Here is a 16,506-nt window from a genome sequence, read left to right on the forward strand (position 1 = left end):
AGGCTCAGGCTTCCTGCCAGCATATGGTTTTACCATGGAGTGCCGGAGCGACAGCGCAATCCCAACCTGCACTTGCTCAGTGACGGGGGTGAGCGCGCTGCCGGCAGCGTGCTGCACCGGAACCGGTCCGGCCATTGCTTCGCTACCGGGCGCATCAATTTGTCCCGCGACACGGGTCATTGAGGCACGACCTCCGACTCGACCACCAGGTCCAGCACGTAGATCGGCCCGTGCGGCATCTCTGAACCGTCAGCGGGTTCAAAGCGCTTGACACGCAACACGTTGCGGATGCCGGGTTCGTGCTGAAAACCCTCGATGTCTGCGGTGAAGGCCTGCCATTCGGAGGGTGTACCAGCCCGCAGTCCCCGCTCATCGAAGGTTTGCTCTCGCACCTGCAGGCACAGGCCGTCGCCTCGCATCGATGCCTCGCACGCCACCGCTTGCGGGGCAACCTCGAGAAAGACAGTCGTCGGGGCGCCGAACCGAGCCTCCGGGGTGAGTTCTCCCGTTAGCACCAGCGCATCGCCAGCCGGCGTGAGCAGAATCAGCCTGGGTTGCACGCCGCGAACCACGACCGTCTCCAGCGGCTCTGCCATCAGCGCCGAAAGTGTCGCATCGGCTTCCATCAAGGGCGTTGCACAGGCCATCAGCGTGCCCATCGTACCCGTCACTTCGAGCATGCCGTCGGCATCGGTCGCGAAGGCACCGCGAAATCCGTTGCAGCCGCCTTGCACGTGCAGATGCGATCCGGCGAAGTTGAACGCAAATGATCGTTCTGCCTCGACGAGCAGGGTGTCGATGCGCTGATTGGCAGCGTCGGTCGCATGGGCGAGTGTCCAGCGATGGTCCTCAAGAATGTCGCCTAGATTCTGCCGGGTACTGCGCCATTCCGGCCGCGACTGCGCGAGGGTCGCCTCGGCCCTGTCCCAAGCCGGCTGCGTCTGCCCGGTTTCGAGCAGCAGGAGACGACCCTCGCCTACGGCGTAGCGCTGTCCGGCTCCTTCGGCATCGAGCACAATGGTGTTGCCGTCAGGTTTCCATTCGAATTGTCCTCGTGCGGACGATGGCTCTGCGGCACGGACAAGTCGCCTTGTAACGATCTCAAAGCGGCCATCTGGTTCGAGTGTCAGTTGAGTGTGGATGCCGGCGCAGTCTGCGCAGGCCAGAAGGCCCTCGTACATTCCCGCCCAATCCAGCGCAACGCGGCTCGTGTGCATATCGATGACCGGGGCGGGGTCCTGCTCCGGGGACGGCGCTGCAGGAAGACTGGTGGTCTTGTCGGGTTGGCAACCCGCAACGGTGATCGCGAACAGGGCAAGCAGAAGGTATCGCATTGTCGTCAGACTCCTCTAAACAGTGTGGGGCCTGCAAAGAGCGCCGCCCCGATAAGAATGGTCAGCACCAGCAGCGACACACCCGCAGTGGGCCAGTCGCACAGGCGCCGTTCCACCCGCTCGATCAGGTTTACGGTGACGCGGCCGGCGCGTGCGGTTCCGCTCCCCAACACCACGATATCACCCTCCGGCACGCGCGGCAGGACCCCACCGAAACGGCGCAGGGCGAGTACGAGGATGATACCCAGCATCACCGGCCAGGCGGCGACCCAGAGCGCCTTTAAGGTGAGACTCTGCGCAACGGTAACGCCCACAAGTGTGGTGGCCAACGCCCAGGGCAGGGCCACGGCCAGGAAGGCCATCAGTAGCCAGGGTACCAGCAGACCAGCCTTGGCCCTGGCAGTCGGGGACTCGGCGCGGGTGTCGGCGAGCCGGAACAGGAAATGCAGCATCAACAGGGTACTGCCTGCCGCCGCCACGGTGACGAGGATCACAACGAGCCCGTCCCCCAGCGGCGTCTTGGCGGCGAGTTTGGCCAGGGCGCCCCCCGTGAGCGGCAAACCGCCCAACGCGAGCGCCAATAACCCCGCGGGAAGCATCAGCGTCCAGGTGCGCCGCCCCCCCGAATGGGCGGCGACGCCGATGGCAAGGAACAGCGCCCCTTTCACCAGCACGTGGTGCGCGGCGAGGAAGGCGGCCGCCATGGCGGCCGTGGCATTGCCCGTCGCTAGACCCATGCCGAGAACCGCCGCCACGCCGCCCATCTGGCTTACGCTGGAGTAGGCCAGCACGGTCTTCGGGTTCTGCTGGGTGATGCCCACGAGCACGGCGTAGAAGGCGGTCAGCAGCCCGATCACGGTCAGCGCCGTGCCCCAGCCGCTCAGGCCCGGGTCGAGAGGCAGGAACAGAATCAACCCGATCACGCCCGCCTTGATGATCGCGCCGCTCAGAACCGCCGAGGCCGGCATCGGGGCGGCTGGGTGTGCGATCGGTAGCCAGACGTGCAGAGGCAGCAGGCCTGCCTTCAAACCAAAGCCCGTGATCAGCAGCGCGACGATGTAATGCCGGGCGGGGTTTTCGGGCAGTGCCGCGACGACGTCCTGGATGGCAATGCTGTAACCCGGCGCATATGCGGCGAGCAGCGCGAAGGCGAGCAACAGGCAAACCTCCCCGAAGACCGCGAGGCCGATGTAGAGCACGCCGGCCCGGCGTGCCGCGCGGGTATCGTCGTGCGCGACCAGGCCCCAGGCAGCCAGGCTCACGAGGGCAAAGGCGATGTAGAAGGTCAGCAGATCGCCCGCAACGAATACCCCAAGGCTGCCGCCCAGCGTCAGCAGCCACCACTGGGCAAAACGCCCGGCATTCGGATCCCGGCTCATGTAGCTTCGCGCATAGATCCCCGCGATCATCCAGAGCAGCGAGGCGGCGCCGAGCAGCACGGCTGCAACGGGATCAAGCGAAAAGGTCAGATTGAGGCGAGAATCGTCCAGCACCAGCGGTGCGGCGTCGTGGGCCAGCAGGGCTGCGGCCAGGCCGGGCAGCGGAGCCAGTCCGAGCAGCGCCAGCATGCGGGTGCGAACCCGCGGGGACAGGCAGGCCGCCAGCATCGCAAGCGGGACGGCCCAGGTGGCGATGAGCAGCGGGCCCTTCACAGGCCGCGCCCGATGTGGACGATAGACAGGGAGGCCAGCGGCACCAGACCGACGCCGATCGAGAGTAGCGCGAGGCCGAGCACCAGCCGTTCCCCGCGCCGGTCCAGCGGGGAGCGCAGGCCCGGCGGCTCGTCCGACTGGGCCAGGGCACGGGAAAGCACGCGGAACAGGTAACCGCCGGTCAGCAGTCCTCCCGACACGATGACCAGGACCCACCACCACTGCGCGCCCTCAATGGCGGCCCGCAACAACAACCACTTGGCCACGAAGCCGCCGCTTGGGGGCAGGCCCATGAGCGTGAAGCCGGCCAGCCCGAAGGCGAACACGGTTGTGGGCATTACGCGCCCGATGCTCCCCATATCCAGAATGCGGTCGTGTCCGATCGCCTTCGTGATCAGACCCGCCGCCAGACACATCGAGGCCTTGGCCAGCGCATGCGATACGGCTTGCAGTATCCCGCCCGTCCAGGCCGCGGTACCGAGTTGGGTGGCACTTGCCAGCGGGAAGGCCAGAAACAGGTAGCCCACCTGCGCCACCGTTGAATAGGCGATCAGCATCTTCAGTCGCGCCTGCCGCAGTGCAAGCGCACTTCCCACCAGGATCGCAGCCGCCCCCAGGGCCGCGAGCAGTTGGGCCGCCATCGGCGTCGCCACGCCGGGTAGCGCATCCACCCACACTCGGATGATGAGTACGAAGGAGCCCTTCACCACCAGCCCCGAGATCAACGCGCTGGCGGCTGCCGGGGCACCGGCATGGGCGGCGGGCAGCCAGATGTGTAGCGGGAACAGGGCGGTCTTCGTGAGCAGCCCCACGGTCATCAATGCGGCTGCCAACTGGGTCGCGGGTTCGACACGGACGCGCTCGGCGAGCAGGGCGATATCGAGCGTGCCGTAGGACCCGTAGAGCAGCGCCACGCCCAGCAGGAACAGGGCGGAGCCCAGCAGCGAGAAGAGGAGATAACGCAGGGCGGCGGTTAGGGCCTCCGCGCGTCCGCTCAGACTGACCAGCGGGACGGCACCGAGGGTGAGCAGTTCCAGTGCCACGAACAGGGTGAACAAGTCCGAAGCAAGAAAGACCGCGTTGAGTCCGGCCCAGACCGTCAGCAACAGAGTCCAGAACACCAGCGGTGCCCGGGTCTCAGGCATTCCACGTGGCACGCCGAAATCGGAACGGGCATAGAGTCCGGCCGCGCCGATCACGACCGCGGTGGTGGCCAGCATCACGATGGAGAGCCCGTCGGCACGTAGCAGCACACCCAGGGGAGGCGCCCACCCGCCCAGCACATATTCCAGTGCATCGCCGCGGCGAATCACGGTGGTGGCAATGGCGATGGCGACGCCGAGCCCGAGCGCAAGCAGCACGAGCCCGATCCGTTCCGCCTGCCGCCCCCCCAGTACCAGCAACAGCGGGATGCCGAGCACCGGCCCGAAGATCGCAAGGACCAGCAGTAAACCCTCGGGTGCCGCCATCACGGGACTCATGAATCACCGCCCTGGCCGTCGCTGGAGGCGGGCGGCTCGGGCCGCAGTGTCACCCGACCGGTCTCAGCGAACAGCCGGAGCATGATCGCCACGGCGAGCGCGGTGCCCGCAAGGGCCATCATGATCGCGGTGATCACGAAGGCCTGGGGCACCGGATCCGCGGGGAACCAGGCTGCCGCACCCCGGCGGGCGACCACGTCGAACACGAGGAACAGGCCACCACCCATAACGTTGAATGCAAGGATCTTGCGCAGCGGATGGGGCTGCACCAGAAGCCCGTAGAGACCCAGGCCCACCAGCGCGGCGCCGAGCAACCCATACAGAGAGGTGATGGTCAGTGTCACCGTTCGCCCCGCTTCGCGTCTTGCGCTGTAGGCATGCCGGCCAGGGGCGGGGAGGGCGGTCGCGTGGGCGGCCCCTCCAGCAGCATGGCGAGCGTCACCGCCACCGTCAGCGTCATGGCCGAGTTGATCACGATGATGACCGGCCTTTCCCAGCCGGATGGGTAGGCGAGGAAGCCTTCGGCGAGTGCAAAGCCTGCGAACCCGGCAGTCAGAAACACGACCGGGCCCGACACCAGGGCAAGCCGCAGGGACAGGCGGCCGATCGCAGGTGCATCCACGAGGCCGGCCATGCGTGCGAGGATCCACATCGCCGCGAGGATCGCGCCGCCCTGGAAGGCGCCGCCCGGCTCATTGATGTCGTTCCACAGCAGGTAGATGCCGACCCCCACTGCGATCGGTGGCAGTAACCGGGCAAGAAATGTGAGTGCCTCGTTGTCCTGCCTTACGGGTGTCGGCCCGGGGCGTCCGCCCCACAGGGAATCCGGGGCCATGGACCAGACGGCCACCACCGCAATGAGCAGCACGACGTTCACCAGCAGCGTGTCGATTGCCCGGTAGGCCATTAGTACCGCGGTGACCGGGTTGCCCACGCCCGTGGCGTGCAGGTTGTTGGCCGCGGCAGCCGGCGCCAGCGTGGGCGCAGGATCGGCCGGCATCAGCACCACGAGCGCGATCGCCGCCGAAACCGCGATGCAAAGCACGGCGATCAGCCCACGCAGGGCCGGGCCGGGGCGTTCCAGGATCGCGGCCCGCTCGCCGGCACGCATGCGCGTGGCGGCAGAGAGCAGCAGCACGCCGGTCATTGCGCCCACCGTTGCTGCGGTCAAGGCCACATCCACTGTGCCCAGGCGCACCCAGACCAAGCCCAGCAGCAGCCCGTAGGCGATAAAGCCCAGGGCTGCCGCAAAAGTGGCCTGCGCCACATGCGCCCGGATGGCGGCGGCCATGATCAACACGACCAATCCGAACTCGATGGGCCCTGGACCGCTCATACGCCGCCGGACCTCTGCCGCGCGAAACGTGCCGGCAGCTGGGCCACCGTGGCGCCCGCCAGTTGCACCAGGGACCAGATCACAGGCTTCTGTTGTACGGATAGACCGCGAAGCATGTGAATCTCCCCTGCGTTATTGACTCAACATCCCGGTGCGATAGGGGCTAATCACCATGCCGGCCTGTAGCCGGCCGACACCCGCGGAGACGATCCTCTGGCCACCGTGCAGCCCCTCCAGTACGACCACCGTGCCGTGGCTGGCCTCGCCCAGGGTCACCGGCTGGCGCTCGATCGCGTAGGTCTCCGGGTCGACCACCCAGACGAAAGCATCACCCGCCTCGGTTTCGCCCACCGCGCTCAGGGGAACACGTAATACGGGCCGGAGGTAGACGTTGGGGCGCGCGTAGACGGTCGCGGTCATACCGGGCAGCAGATTGATGTCCTCGGGCCGGTCGATCGCCAGGGTCACCCGGAAGCTCTGGGTGACGGCGTCTGCTCGGGTGGCGATCTCGCTGACCCGGGCGGGAAACGCCCGGTCTGGGGCCGCGGTGAAGACGGCCTCGGCGACAGGCCTATCGCGCGGCAGTTCGCTCAAACGTCCCAACACCCGTTCGGGGAGATCGACGACCACCTCCAGCGCATCGGACGCCTCCAGCAGCAGCACCGGCTGGTCGGCCCGAACCCTCTGGTGGTTTTCGATCAGTGTGGCGGCGACGATGCCGTCGAAGGGGGCTGTGAGCGTTGCGTCCTCGAGGATCTTGCGCGCCTGCGCGGTGCGCAGCGTCGCGATCTCGAACTCCGCCCGCTTCCGGTCCACTTCTGCCGGGGTCACCGGCGATACGGGCGACTCGGCCAGTCTCGAAAAGCGCAGGAAATCCGCTTTGGCAAGCGCCAGCCGGGCCTCCTCCAGGGCGACGCGATTTTTCAGGTCGCGCGGATCGAGCTGGGCCAGCAGTTCGCCGGTTGCGACCCGTTGCCCGGCGACCACCGGCCGTTCGCTCAGCAGCCCGGACACGGGAAAGGCCAGTTCCGAACGTCGGGTCGCCTGTACTCGCCCCGGCAGTTCCAGGATTTCCGCGTCAACCCCCACCACAAGTGTCTGCACCAGCGGTGCTCGCCCGGTCTCATCCAGGATGGTACGGGCGGCGGTCTGCGCCTGGGCCGTACCGACGTGCAGCAGTACCAACACCAGCAGGATCATTCTCATGTTTCCCTCCTCAGGACGCCGGCACTGCGGGACTGGGGTCCGCGGACTCGTCCTCGGCGCGCGATGGCACCCGGTACAGGGTCGCGTACAGTACCGGCACCACGACCAGCGTGAGTACCGTGGCAAAGCTGAGGCCGCCGATGATCGTCACCGCCATACCGACAAAGAAGGGATCCTGGAACAGGGGCAGCATGCCCAGCACCGTGGTGCCCGCGGCCATCACCACCGGTCGGATGCGGCTGACGCCGGCGTTGAGCACCGCATCCAGGGGGATCCTTCCTTCGCGCAGTTCCAGATTGATCTCGTCCATCAGCACGATGGCGTTCTTGATCAACATGCCGGACAGTGCGAGGAAGCCCAGCAGCGCCATGAAGCCGAACGGCTCGTTGGCCAGGAGAAGCCCTACGGTGACACCGATCACGGCGAGTGGCACGGTGAGCATGATCGCCAGCGGCTGGCGCAGGTTGTTGAACAGCAGCACCAGGATCAGGACCATCAGCAGCAGCGGCACCGGGATGCCGGCAGCGATGTAGCTCTGGGCACGGGCCGAGTCCTCGAACTCGCCGCCCCACTCCAGGCGGTAGTCTGGCGGGAGTTCCAGCGCGTCGATCTTGGGCTTGACCGCCGCCAGCAGGGTACTGGCCAGCTCGCCCGGAAAGGCATCGGCCCGCACTTCGATGGTGCGCACGCGATCGCGCCGCATGATGATCGGGTTGTCCCACGCCACCTCGAAACCGCTGACGACCTGCCGCAGTGGGATCGCCTGCTCGGCCACCGGGCTCCAGATCTGCACATCGCCGAGGCTGGCGACGTCTTGACGTTCGTCCTCCGGGGCCCGGGAGATGATGGGAATCAGGTCGTCGCCCTCACGATAGAAACCCACAGTGGTACCCTCGGTCGCGCGGTGCAGGGCGCGCGCCAGCTGCGGTCGGTCGATGCCCGTGCGCCGTGCCTGCGCCTCGGAGAACTGCGGCGCGAGTACCATCGTCTGCTGACGCCAGTCCGTGGTCGCGATCTGTGCCAGTCCGGAGTCGACGATGATCTGCTCGGCCTGAGCCGCCAGGTCGCGCAAGACCTGCGGATCCGGGCCGCTGAACCGCGCGCGGACCTTGAACGTACCGCCGGGCCCCAGCTGGAACAGATTCACGACCGGCTCGCCGTTCGGCAGATTGTCCCGGATGAAGTCGTAGACATCGAGTGTGAGGTCATCGATCCTGCGCCGGTCATCCACCTCGACAATCAGCTGGCCGTAGCTGCGGTTGGGGTCCTCCGGCGTGTAGGTCAACTGGAAGCGCTGCGCGCCGCTGCCCACGAAGCTGGAGACGGCGACCACCTCTTCCCGGGACAGCAGGTAGTCCTCGATGACCTTCATGTCCCCTGAGGTGGCGTGGATGTCGGCTCCCTGCGGCAGGTAGTAATTGACCATGAATTGGGGCTGGGTCGATGGCGGGAAGAACCCTTCTCGAAGCATGCCAAAGCCAATGATCGCCAGGACGAGGAGACCAACCGTCGCCGCCAGGGTCAGGTAACGGACCCGGATGCAGAGCATCACGAAGTTGCGATAGGTTCGGTAGAACCGGCTCTCGCCTCCGGAGGACACCTTTTCCGGTTTCAGGAACATGTGGCAGAGCAGCGGGGTGAGGGTCAGCGCCGTGATCCAGCTCAGCAGCAGCGAAACCAGCATCACCACGAACAGGGAGCGGGTGTACTCGCCGGTGTTGTCGGCGGAGAAACCGATCGGGACGAAGGCCAGCACCGCGATGCCGGTGGCACCGAGCAGGGGCATGGCCGTCTGCGCGATGATTTCCTTTGCAGCCTTGATCCGGTCCATGCCCCGGGTAATACGCACCAGGATTCCGTCCGTGACGACGATGGCGTTGTCCACCAGCATGCCCAGCGCGATGATCAGCGCACCCAGGGAGATGCGTTGCAGGGTGATGTCCAGCGCGTACATCACGACCAGCGTGCCGAGGATGGTCACCAGGAGCACCACGCCGATGATGAGGCCGGAGCGCAGCCCCATGAACACCAGCAACACGACGATGACGATGGCCACGGCCTGGGCGAGGCTGACGATGAAGTTGTTGATCGCCTCGGTCACCGCGCGGGCCTGGAAGGCGATCACGCCGATCTCCATGCCGACGGGGGTCAGCGGCGCAAGCTCCGCGAGCCGCTGTTCCACCAGTTCACCCATCACCACCACGTTCCCGCCCGAGACGGTGGAGATTCCCAGTCCGATCGCCGGCTTGCCGTTGAAGCGCATCAGGCTCGTGGGCGGATCCCGATAGCCGCGGGTCACCGTCGCCAGGTCGCGTACCCGGATCAGCCGCCCCTGGCCGGTTGGGTCCGGAATCAGTACATTGGAGATGGCCTCCACGGAATCGAATTCGCCGGTGGGCCGCACCGCGATCCGACTGCCTCCGACGCCGACCCGTCCGGCGTCGGTCACCGTATTCTGTTCGCCGATGGTCCGGTACACGAGTTCCAGCGGGATGCCTAGTTGGGCCATCCGGGTGCGTGAGACCTCAAGGAAGATGTGCTCGGGCTGAACGCCGTTGAGCGCGACGCTCGCAACACCGGGGACTTGCAGCAGCTCGCGGCGCAGCAGGTCGGCGTAATCCTTCAGCGCCGAGTAGGTGTAGCCTTCCCCGGTGATGGCCAGGTACACGCCAAAGACATCCCCGAAGTTGTCGTTCACGATGGAGGGGAGTACCCCGGGCGGCAGGCGGGACTGAGCGTCGCCGACCTTGCGTCGGAGTTCGTCCCAGATCTGCGGCATCTCCGCGGCCGTATAGGCCTGCTGGATCTCCGGGGTGATGATGGACAGCCCGTCCGTGGACTGGGAGGTGATGCGCCACAGCTGTGGCATCTGCTGGATCGCGGTTTCCAGCACGTCCGTCACCTCGCGCTGGACCTCCTCGGCGCTGGCCCCCGGATACAGGGTCACGACCTTGGCCACCTTGATCGTGAACTCGGGATCCTCCAGCCGCCCCATGTTCTCGTAGGCGAAGATGCCGCCGCCGATGATCAGGAAGGTGATGAAGAGGACGATGACCTTCTTGTGGATCGACAGCTCGGCGATGTTCATCTCAGTCCCTCATCCGCACTTGCTCGCCGTCGGCGAGATAGGCGGCACCCGCGGTGACGACCCGGTCACCCTCCGACAGGCCCTCCAGTACCTGCACCGTACGGCCGCTCAGGCCCCCGATCCGCACGGACCTTCGCTGCACCGTGGACTGCTCAGGGTCCAGCAGCCAGACGAAGGCACTGCGATCGGATGTGGCCTGCAGCGCCTCCACCGGGAGAAAGTACATGGAACGGATCCCTACCACCGCGTCATGGGGCACGAAGCTCGCACTCATGCCGGGGAGGATGTTGGCCCCCTCCGGCGGGGGCAGACTGAGGACCACACGGTAGGTGTTGGTGCGGGGGTCGGCGCGCGTCTCCAACTCCTTCACCGAGACCGGGAACCGTCGCCCCGGCAGCACGTCGAAGCTGACCGTGCCGACCTCCGTGCCGAGCAGGGACCGGCCGGCGGGCAGCCGCACCACGTCGAGTTCCGGTAGCTGGATTCGAACCTCGAGTCGACTGATGTCTTCGAGTAGCAGCACGGGCTCGCCGGCCTGCACGGTCTGGAAATTTTCGACGAGGCGGCGGGCAACGCGGCCCGGGAACGGGGCCAGGAGTTCGGTATCCTCCAGGCGCTTTTGCGCCAGCGCCAGCTCGGCATCGGCTACCTGGAAGCGCGCACGGGACTGGTCCCGCTCCGCCGCCGTCACCACCCCGGCTGCAAAGGCCCTCTCGATGCGGTCGAACCGGGACCGGGCCTCGTTCCGATCCGCCCGACGCCCGTCGCGCTCGTTCACGAAATCGCGGGGATCGATCCGGGCCAGCAGTGTTCCCGCCTCCACGAACTGCCCCTCCTGGATGGGGAGGTCGACCAGCGGCCCGGAGACGATGAAGGCGAGTTCGGCACGCTGATCGGCGCGCACCTCACCGGGAAACTGTCGGCGTGCCGGCAGTTCGGCAGGCCCCAGCAGTACCGAATCCACTAATCGCGGAGACAGACCCGTCACATCCTCGGGTCGACCTCCGCAGGCGGCAAGCAAGACCAGTGCCGCGAGCGCTGGAACCAGAGCCCATCTGCCCCGCCGGGAGGTGCCCGGGACCTGGCCATGGGCCGGAGTGAATCCGACGATTCGCCACCATACCGAACGCAAGCGCACAGCACACTCCTTCGGCCCACCGAGCGGTTTTTCCCTTTCCGGAATGTCGCACAACCGGTGCCGCAATGGTAGCCACCTGATCCACAAAATTGCCCGTTCTGCGCCACGGTTATACAGCGGTAAAACACCAGGGATCTGACCACCTTTATCCCGGTACGATCGCCCTTCGAAAGGGTTTTTCCGCCCCTGGGCAGGGATCGCTCAGCAATGCATCCGGGACATGAACCACAGGTGAGTGTCGACCCGGTCCAGTTTTATGTGTTCGACGCTAGACATGGCCCCCATGTTGCGGTATTAGCCGGAACATGGGGGCCAAGGGAGACTTCGGATGAATAAGGCCGGGAAGGATGTAAGGACAGTGGATCTCGCCTTGCAGGGAGGCGGCGCTCACGGCGCACTGACCTGGGGGGTGCTGGACCGGCTCTTGGCGGATGAGCGAATCGAGATCGCCGCCATCAGCGGCACCAGCGCGGGCGCCATGAACGCGGTGGTCATGGCCGATGGCCTGGATCAGGGGGGGCGCGAGGGCGCGCGGGAGGCCCTTGCCGGGTTCTGGAAGGCGGTCAGCGACGCGGCACGATTCTCTCCGATACAGCGGTCCGCCTGGGACCGGATGACCAACCGCTATAGCCTGGATCACTCGCCCGGTTACCTGTTCTTCGAGCAGCTCACCCGGCAGTTCTCGCCCTACGAACTGAATCCTCTGAACATTAATCCACTGCGCGAACTCGTCGCTTCACAGGTGGATTTCGAACGGGTCAACCACTGCAAGGCCCTCAAGGTCTTCGTGACCGCCACCAATGTGCGCACCGGGCGCGGCCGCACCTTCACCCAGCCGAATCTCACGGTCGATGCGGTGATGGCATCCGCCTGCTTGCCCTTCATGTACCAGGCCGTGGAGATCGACGGTGAGGCTTATTGGGACGGTGGCTATATCGGGAATCCCGCGCTCTATCCGCTGGTCGAGGATCGCGCCACACGCGATCTGATCGTGGTTCAGATCAATCCACTGGTAAGAGAGGAACTGCCGCGCACCGGTCGCGAGATCATCAACCGGCTCAACGAGATTACCTTCAACGCCAGCCTGATCAAGGAACTGCGCTCCATCGAGCTCCTGCACCAGTTGATAGAGGTGGAGCGACTCGAATCCGAGCGTTACCGCGACATCTACCTGCATCTGATCCATGCCCACGAAGAGCTCAAGAATCTGGATGCCTCAAGCAAGATGAACGCTGAATGGGACTACCTGACGCACCTCAAGGAACGCGGCCAGGCTTGGGCCGAGGGCTTCCTCAAGCGCCATTTCGATGATCTGGGCAAGCGTTCCACCTTCGATCTGAAGGGCCTTTTTACCGACAGCTTTGCGCCACCTAGCCTCGACGCATCTGCGTCATCCGACCAGCCAACGGAGCCGAAGCCATGATGGGGATCCTGGTTATCGTCATCGCACTGGGCCTGCTGATGTACCTGGCCTACCGGGGCGTCAGCCTCCTGATCCTCGCGCCGGCGCTGGCCACCTTCGCAGTGGTGGCAACGATGGACGGCCCGGTGCTGGCGAGTTACACACAGATTTTCATGGGTTCGGCCGGTGGCTTCATCACACTGTATTTCCCCGTATTTCTCCTCGGCGCCGTGTTCGGCAAGTTGATGGAGGACTCGGGCTGCGCCCGGGTCCTCGCCGACGCCATCATCGCCAAGCTGGGCAGCGGCCAGGCGATCCTGGCCGTGGTCCTGTCCTGCGCCGTCATGACCTACGGCGGGGTGTCCTTGTTCGTGGTGGCCTTTGCGGTTTACCCGATTGCGGCGGCCCTGTTCCGGCAGGCCGACATCCCCAAACGGTTGATTCCCGCAACCATCGCTTTGGGTGCCTTCACCTTCACCATGACTGCGCTGCCGGGTACGCCCGCCATCCAGAATGCCATCCCGATGCCTTTCTTCGGCACCTCTCCCTTCGCGGCCCCGGGGCTGGGCATCATCACGGCGCTGGTGATGTTCGTCCTCGGCATGTCCTGGCTCAAGTACCGCGCGCACAAGCTGGCCTCGGAAGGCTACGGCAACCACCCGGATGCGGAATTCGTCCCGAACAAGGACTTGCGGGAACGCTCGGCGGGTGAGGGTTTCGACCTGATGGAGCTCCCGGTGGCGGACCCCCCGGTGAGCCGGCCACCGGTATTCGTCGCCGTCCTGCCGCTGGTGCTGGTGATTGCGATCAACCTGTTGTTCACTTTCGTGATCATCCCGAACATGGATACGGACTTCCTGGCCCTGCCGCTGTACGGTGAGACCAGCATTGAGGAGGTGCGTGGGATCTGGTCGGTGGTTGCGGCCCTGGTGCTGTCCCTGCTGGTGGTGATCGCCATGAACTGGAAGCGGTTGCCCAAGCTCACGCAGTCCGTCGACAACGGTGCCAACGCCTCACTGCTGCCGATCTTCAATACCGCAAGCCTGGTGGGTTTTGGTGCCGTGATCGCCTCGCTGGGCGCCTTCGTGCTGATTCGTGATGCGGTGGTTGGTCTCGGGGGCGACAATCCGCTGATCTCGCTTGCGATTGCGGTGAACGTGCTGGCGGGAATGACCGGGTCGGCCTCGGGGGGGATGAGTATCGCGCTGTCGACCCTCGGCGATACCTATCTGGAGATGGCTTACGCCCAGGGGATCAACCCGGAGTTGCTGCATCGTGTCACGGCAGTGGCCACCGGCGGACTGGATACGCTGCCGCACAACGGCGCGGTCATCACCCTGCTCGCAATCACCGGGCTCACGCACCGGCAGGCCTATTTCGATCTGGCGATGGCCGCGATGGTGGCGCCCTTCCTCTCGCTGATTGTGCTGATTACGTTGGGGACGCTGTTCGGGAGTTTCTGATCAATCAAACAGTGCGTGTAGGCGTTCCAGCTCGGATTGGGTCCAGCCCTCGGGCTCGGTCAGCGCCAGCCAGGCGTGGATGTAGTCACTCGGGGCGTACTCGTGCCCGAATCCCTTGGGTGCGGTGCCCACCATCATGTCGGCGGCCAGTTGCAGCATGGTGACGATGGGAAACCAGCGCAGATCGGGGGAGACGTCGGGACCGCGTGGCTCGCGCATCCACTCCGGTTCCTTCCAGGCGGACCCGGGGCTGAAGAAGGTGATCGGATCGCTGGCATACTGCAGAAAGGCGATTCGGAACGTTCCCCATTCTTCCTTGCCGTGATCGAGCCTGTGTTCCTGATTCATGAACCGCACGACTGACCCGCCTCGGAACTCGGGCAGCCAGGCCGGGGAGCCTGGATCACGTTCTGCGGTCGCCCTGCGCCAGGTCTCGTTGCGAAACGGCGGTCCGCTCCATAGCGCGCCGTGGAAGGGATCATCAATGATGTCGAAGAGGTCGAAGGAGAGATCGGAGTTGAGCGAACCCAGGCTCAGGCCACGCAGAAAGAGCCGAGGCCGCGATTCCGGCGGCAAGGTGCGCCAGTGGTCATAGATCTTCGTGAACAGGGCACGTGCATTTTCCGCACCGTAGCCCTGGTCGGTCAGCAAGGTGAGCGGGCTGTTCAGGTAGGAGTACTGCGCCACGACCGTGGCGATATCGCCACGGTGCAGGTACTCCACCGTGTTCTGTGACGAGGGATCCACCCAGCCCGTGCCGGTGGGTGTCACCAGTAACAGTATGGAGCGCTCGAAGCCACCCGCACGCTTGAGTTCTTCCAGCGCCAGACGGGCCCGTTGCTCCGGCGTATCCGCTGAGTTGAGACCCACGTACACCCGAATCGGGGGCGGTACCGGTGTGGCGAAGAAGTCGCTGAGATCCTCGGCGGTGGGGCCGCCGGCAACAAAACTGCGCCCCTGACGGCCCAGATCCTTCCAGTCGATCAGCGACTCCTCACTGCCCGTCTGCCAGGCGTGTACGGGGTGCGGCAGGTCGGTGTCGATCAGTGCATCAAGCTGCTGGAAGGAGCGATCCAAGACCCGCAGCGCTGAATTCACCAGTACGCCGTTGATCACGGTCCAGAACAGCAACACGGCGGCAGTGATGCTGATGATCTGGGATATGCGGTGCGGGACGTGCCGGTGCAGCCTGGTGGCCAGGGTGCGAAAGACCCACTGAAACAGACGAGCCAAACCCAGTATCAGCACGAACACCCCTGCAGCGATGACGCCCGACAGCACCGGCTGAACACCCGCGAGCTTTTCGATTCCCATCAGCGCGCGGATGGAGTTCTGCCACTCCGCTGCCTGCCAAACGAAGCTGAACGTGATCAGCACGCAGAGCAGGCCGGCAACGACCTGGAGGATTCGGACCGTCCGCTTGCTCGGGGTGGGCAATTCCAGGTACTTCCAGAGCCATACACCAGCGACACCCAGACCATAACCCGCCGCAAACGAAACCCCCGAGATCACGCCCTGGATCAGGAACGGGCGCGGCAACAGGGAGGGTGTCAGCGAAAAGGCAAAGAACACGGCTCCGACGAGTAGACCCACGATGCTGAGATACATTTGCGGTCTCGCTGGATGGCAGGGAAGGGGGCATGCCTCTGTAGCGATAGTATGCCGCCGGACCGCAAGCAAGCCAATTTCGGTTCCAGAGGGCACGCAACCCACCAAATGGCGGATTTGGGGGTGATGATGCCCTGTGTACTGTCATCCAGCGAGTGCATCCCGGTAGAGGCATTTTCTAGCATGCGCCGGAACTCGCCCTCCACGCAATTGGGGGCGATGGACACGCTGAATTCTCCGGCCCGCAAGGCCTGCATCACCTTGGCCAGTTCATCCATGGTGAGCTGGATGGTGTCAGCGCTTGCATTGAAGCCTTGCTTCAGGCTGTCCAGATCGCCGGCATAATCACCTTTGATCCGTGAGCCGAAGTCACCGCTCGCCAGGGCATGAACGGCCGTGTTGACCTCTTCAAGGGCATGGCGCTGGGATTCCAGCAGGGCATTGAAGGAGGCGATCACGGCGCCGATCTCATCCTTCCTGTGGTAGATGATCTGATCATTGAAATTACCTGTGCCGCGTACCCGTTCCACGGAATCCACCAGCAGTCTGAGCGGCCCGGTGATCCCTCGCGTGATCAGGATGCCCAGCAGGGCGGATAGCAACACGCCGATAATTATGGCCGCCAGACTGATGCCTTCCAGTGGGAGCAATACTTGATGCAGCGAATGACTCGCGCCTGCGGAGAATGCAGCCGATAATCTCCGCATGAAGAGCGGGGATTACGAGTACATCTGGCAGGCCGGTGACTGGCCGGACTCGTGCTTCGACCTCACGCCGGCTTCGGGTGGGGGATTCCTG

Annotated in this window: 12 protein-coding genes; 2 read left to right on the top strand and 10 right to left on the bottom strand. The window is 65.2% G+C overall.

Annotation, left to right across the window (positions count from 1 at the left end; all coding sequences use genetic code 11):
* Positions 1 to 176: 176 nt before the first annotated feature.
* From LQ956_RS08065 to LQ956_RS08100, 8 genes are all read right to left on the bottom strand, one after another.
* A complete protein-coding gene (locus LQ956_RS08065; protein ID WP_238629741.1) occupies positions 177 to 1,334 on the bottom strand; it encodes a copper resistance protein NlpE N-terminal domain-containing protein in 1,158 nt (385 codons plus the stop codon).
* Between the two features lie 5 nt (positions 1,335 to 1,339).
* Entirely contained in the window at positions 1,340 to 2,986 is a 1,647-nt protein-coding gene (locus LQ956_RS08070) for a complex I subunit 5 family protein (protein ID WP_238629740.1), read from the bottom strand.
* Positions 2,983 to 4,455: a complex I subunit 5 family protein gene (locus LQ956_RS08075; RefSeq protein ID WP_238629739.1), complete on the bottom strand. Its 1,473-nt coding sequence runs from the start codon at positions 4,453 to 4,455 to the stop codon at positions 2,983 to 2,985. Before LQ956_RS08075 ends, LQ956_RS08070 begins: the two co-directional genes overlap by 4 nt.
* An 8-nt stretch (positions 4,456 to 4,463) precedes the next feature.
* Positions 4,464 to 4,811, bottom strand: a complete 348-nt coding sequence (locus LQ956_RS08080; protein ID WP_238629738.1) for an NADH-quinone oxidoreductase subunit K — start codon at positions 4,809 to 4,811, stop codon at positions 4,464 to 4,466.
* Complete coding sequence (locus tag LQ956_RS08085; protein ID WP_238629737.1) at positions 4,808 to 5,758, bottom strand: MnhB domain-containing protein; 951 nt, start codon at positions 5,756 to 5,758, stop codon at positions 4,808 to 4,810. Before LQ956_RS08085 ends, LQ956_RS08080 begins: the two co-directional genes overlap by 4 nt.
* Positions 5,759 to 5,935: 177 nt before the next feature.
* On the bottom strand, positions 5,936 to 7,009 hold the full coding sequence (locus LQ956_RS08090; protein ID WP_238629736.1) for an efflux RND transporter periplasmic adaptor subunit: 1,074 nt from the start codon (positions 7,007 to 7,009) through the stop codon (positions 5,936 to 5,938).
* Positions 7,010 to 7,019: 10 nt separating this feature from the next.
* The gene (locus tag LQ956_RS08095; RefSeq protein ID WP_238629735.1) at positions 7,020 to 10,097 is read right to left on the bottom strand and encodes an efflux RND transporter permease subunit; all 3,078 of its coding nucleotides are present in this window, start codon (positions 10,095 to 10,097) and stop codon (positions 7,020 to 7,022) included.
* A gap of 1 nt (position 10,098) precedes the next feature.
* Positions 10,099 to 11,085 carry an efflux RND transporter periplasmic adaptor subunit gene (locus LQ956_RS08100; protein WP_238622663.1) on the bottom strand — a complete coding sequence of 329 codons (987 nt, stop codon included), beginning with the start codon at positions 11,083 to 11,085 and terminating at the stop codon, positions 10,099 to 10,101.
* Positions 11,086 to 11,563: 478 nt separating this feature from the next.
* On the opposite strand from LQ956_RS08100, the gene LQ956_RS08105 reads away from it, so the two are divergent.
* Positions 11,564 to 12,658, top strand: a complete 1,095-nt coding sequence (locus tag LQ956_RS08105; RefSeq protein ID WP_238622662.1) for a patatin-like phospholipase family protein — start codon at positions 11,564 to 11,566, stop codon at positions 12,656 to 12,658.
* Positions 12,655 to 14,100 carry a GntP family permease gene (locus LQ956_RS08110; protein WP_238622661.1) on the top strand — a complete coding sequence of 482 codons (1,446 nt, stop codon included), beginning with the start codon at positions 12,655 to 12,657 and terminating at the stop codon, positions 14,098 to 14,100. Before LQ956_RS08105 ends, LQ956_RS08110 begins: the two co-directional genes overlap by 4 nt.
* Here the strand turns inward: LQ956_RS08110 and LQ956_RS08115 are convergent, their stop codons facing one another.
* On the bottom strand, positions 14,101 to 15,708 hold the full coding sequence (locus LQ956_RS08115) for an alpha/beta hydrolase (protein ID WP_238629734.1): 1,608 nt from the start codon (positions 15,706 to 15,708) through the stop codon (positions 14,101 to 14,103).
* Complete coding sequence (locus tag LQ956_RS08120) at positions 15,651 to 16,358, bottom strand: HAMP domain-containing protein (RefSeq protein ID WP_238629733.1); 708 nt, start codon at positions 16,356 to 16,358, stop codon at positions 15,651 to 15,653. Before LQ956_RS08120 ends, LQ956_RS08115 begins: the two co-directional genes overlap by 58 nt.
* Positions 16,359 to 16,506 lie beyond the last annotated feature (148 nt).

The organism is Ectothiorhodospira lacustris (assembly GCF_022227845.1).
Classification (GTDB): Bacteria; Pseudomonadota; Gammaproteobacteria; order Ectothiorhodospirales; family Ectothiorhodospiraceae; genus Ectothiorhodospira; species Ectothiorhodospira lacustris.

Bases quoted from the DNA above. Each gene is read 5' to 3' on its own strand.
- LQ956_RS08065 (WP_238629741.1), bottom strand. From the start codon at position 1,334: ATGCGATACCTTCTGCTTGCCCTGTTCGCGATCACCGTTGCGGGTTGC.
- LQ956_RS08075 (WP_238629739.1), bottom strand. From the start codon at position 4,455: ATGGCGGCACCCGAGGGTTTACTGCTGGTCCTTGCGATCTTCGGGCCG.
- LQ956_RS08085 (WP_238629737.1), bottom strand. From the start codon at position 5,758: ATGGCCGCCGCCATCCGGGCGCATGTGGCGCAGGCCACTTTTGCGGCA.
- LQ956_RS08090 (WP_238629736.1), bottom strand. From the start codon at position 7,009: ATGAGAATGATCCTGCTGGTGTTGGTACTGCTGCACGTCGGTACGGCC.
- LQ956_RS08095 (WP_238629735.1), bottom strand. From the start codon at position 10,097: ATGAACATCGCCGAGCTGTCGATCCACAAGAAGGTCATCGTCCTCTTC.
- LQ956_RS08105 (WP_238622662.1), top strand. From the start codon at position 11,564: ATGAATAAGGCCGGGAAGGATGTAAGGACAGTGGATCTCGCCTTGCAG.
- LQ956_RS08110 (WP_238622661.1), top strand. From the start codon at position 12,655: ATGATGGGGATCCTGGTTATCGTCATCGCACTGGGCCTGCTGATGTAC.
- LQ956_RS08115 (WP_238629734.1), bottom strand. From the start codon at position 15,708: ATGTATCTCAGCATCGTGGGTCTACTCGTCGGAGCCGTGTTCTTTGCC.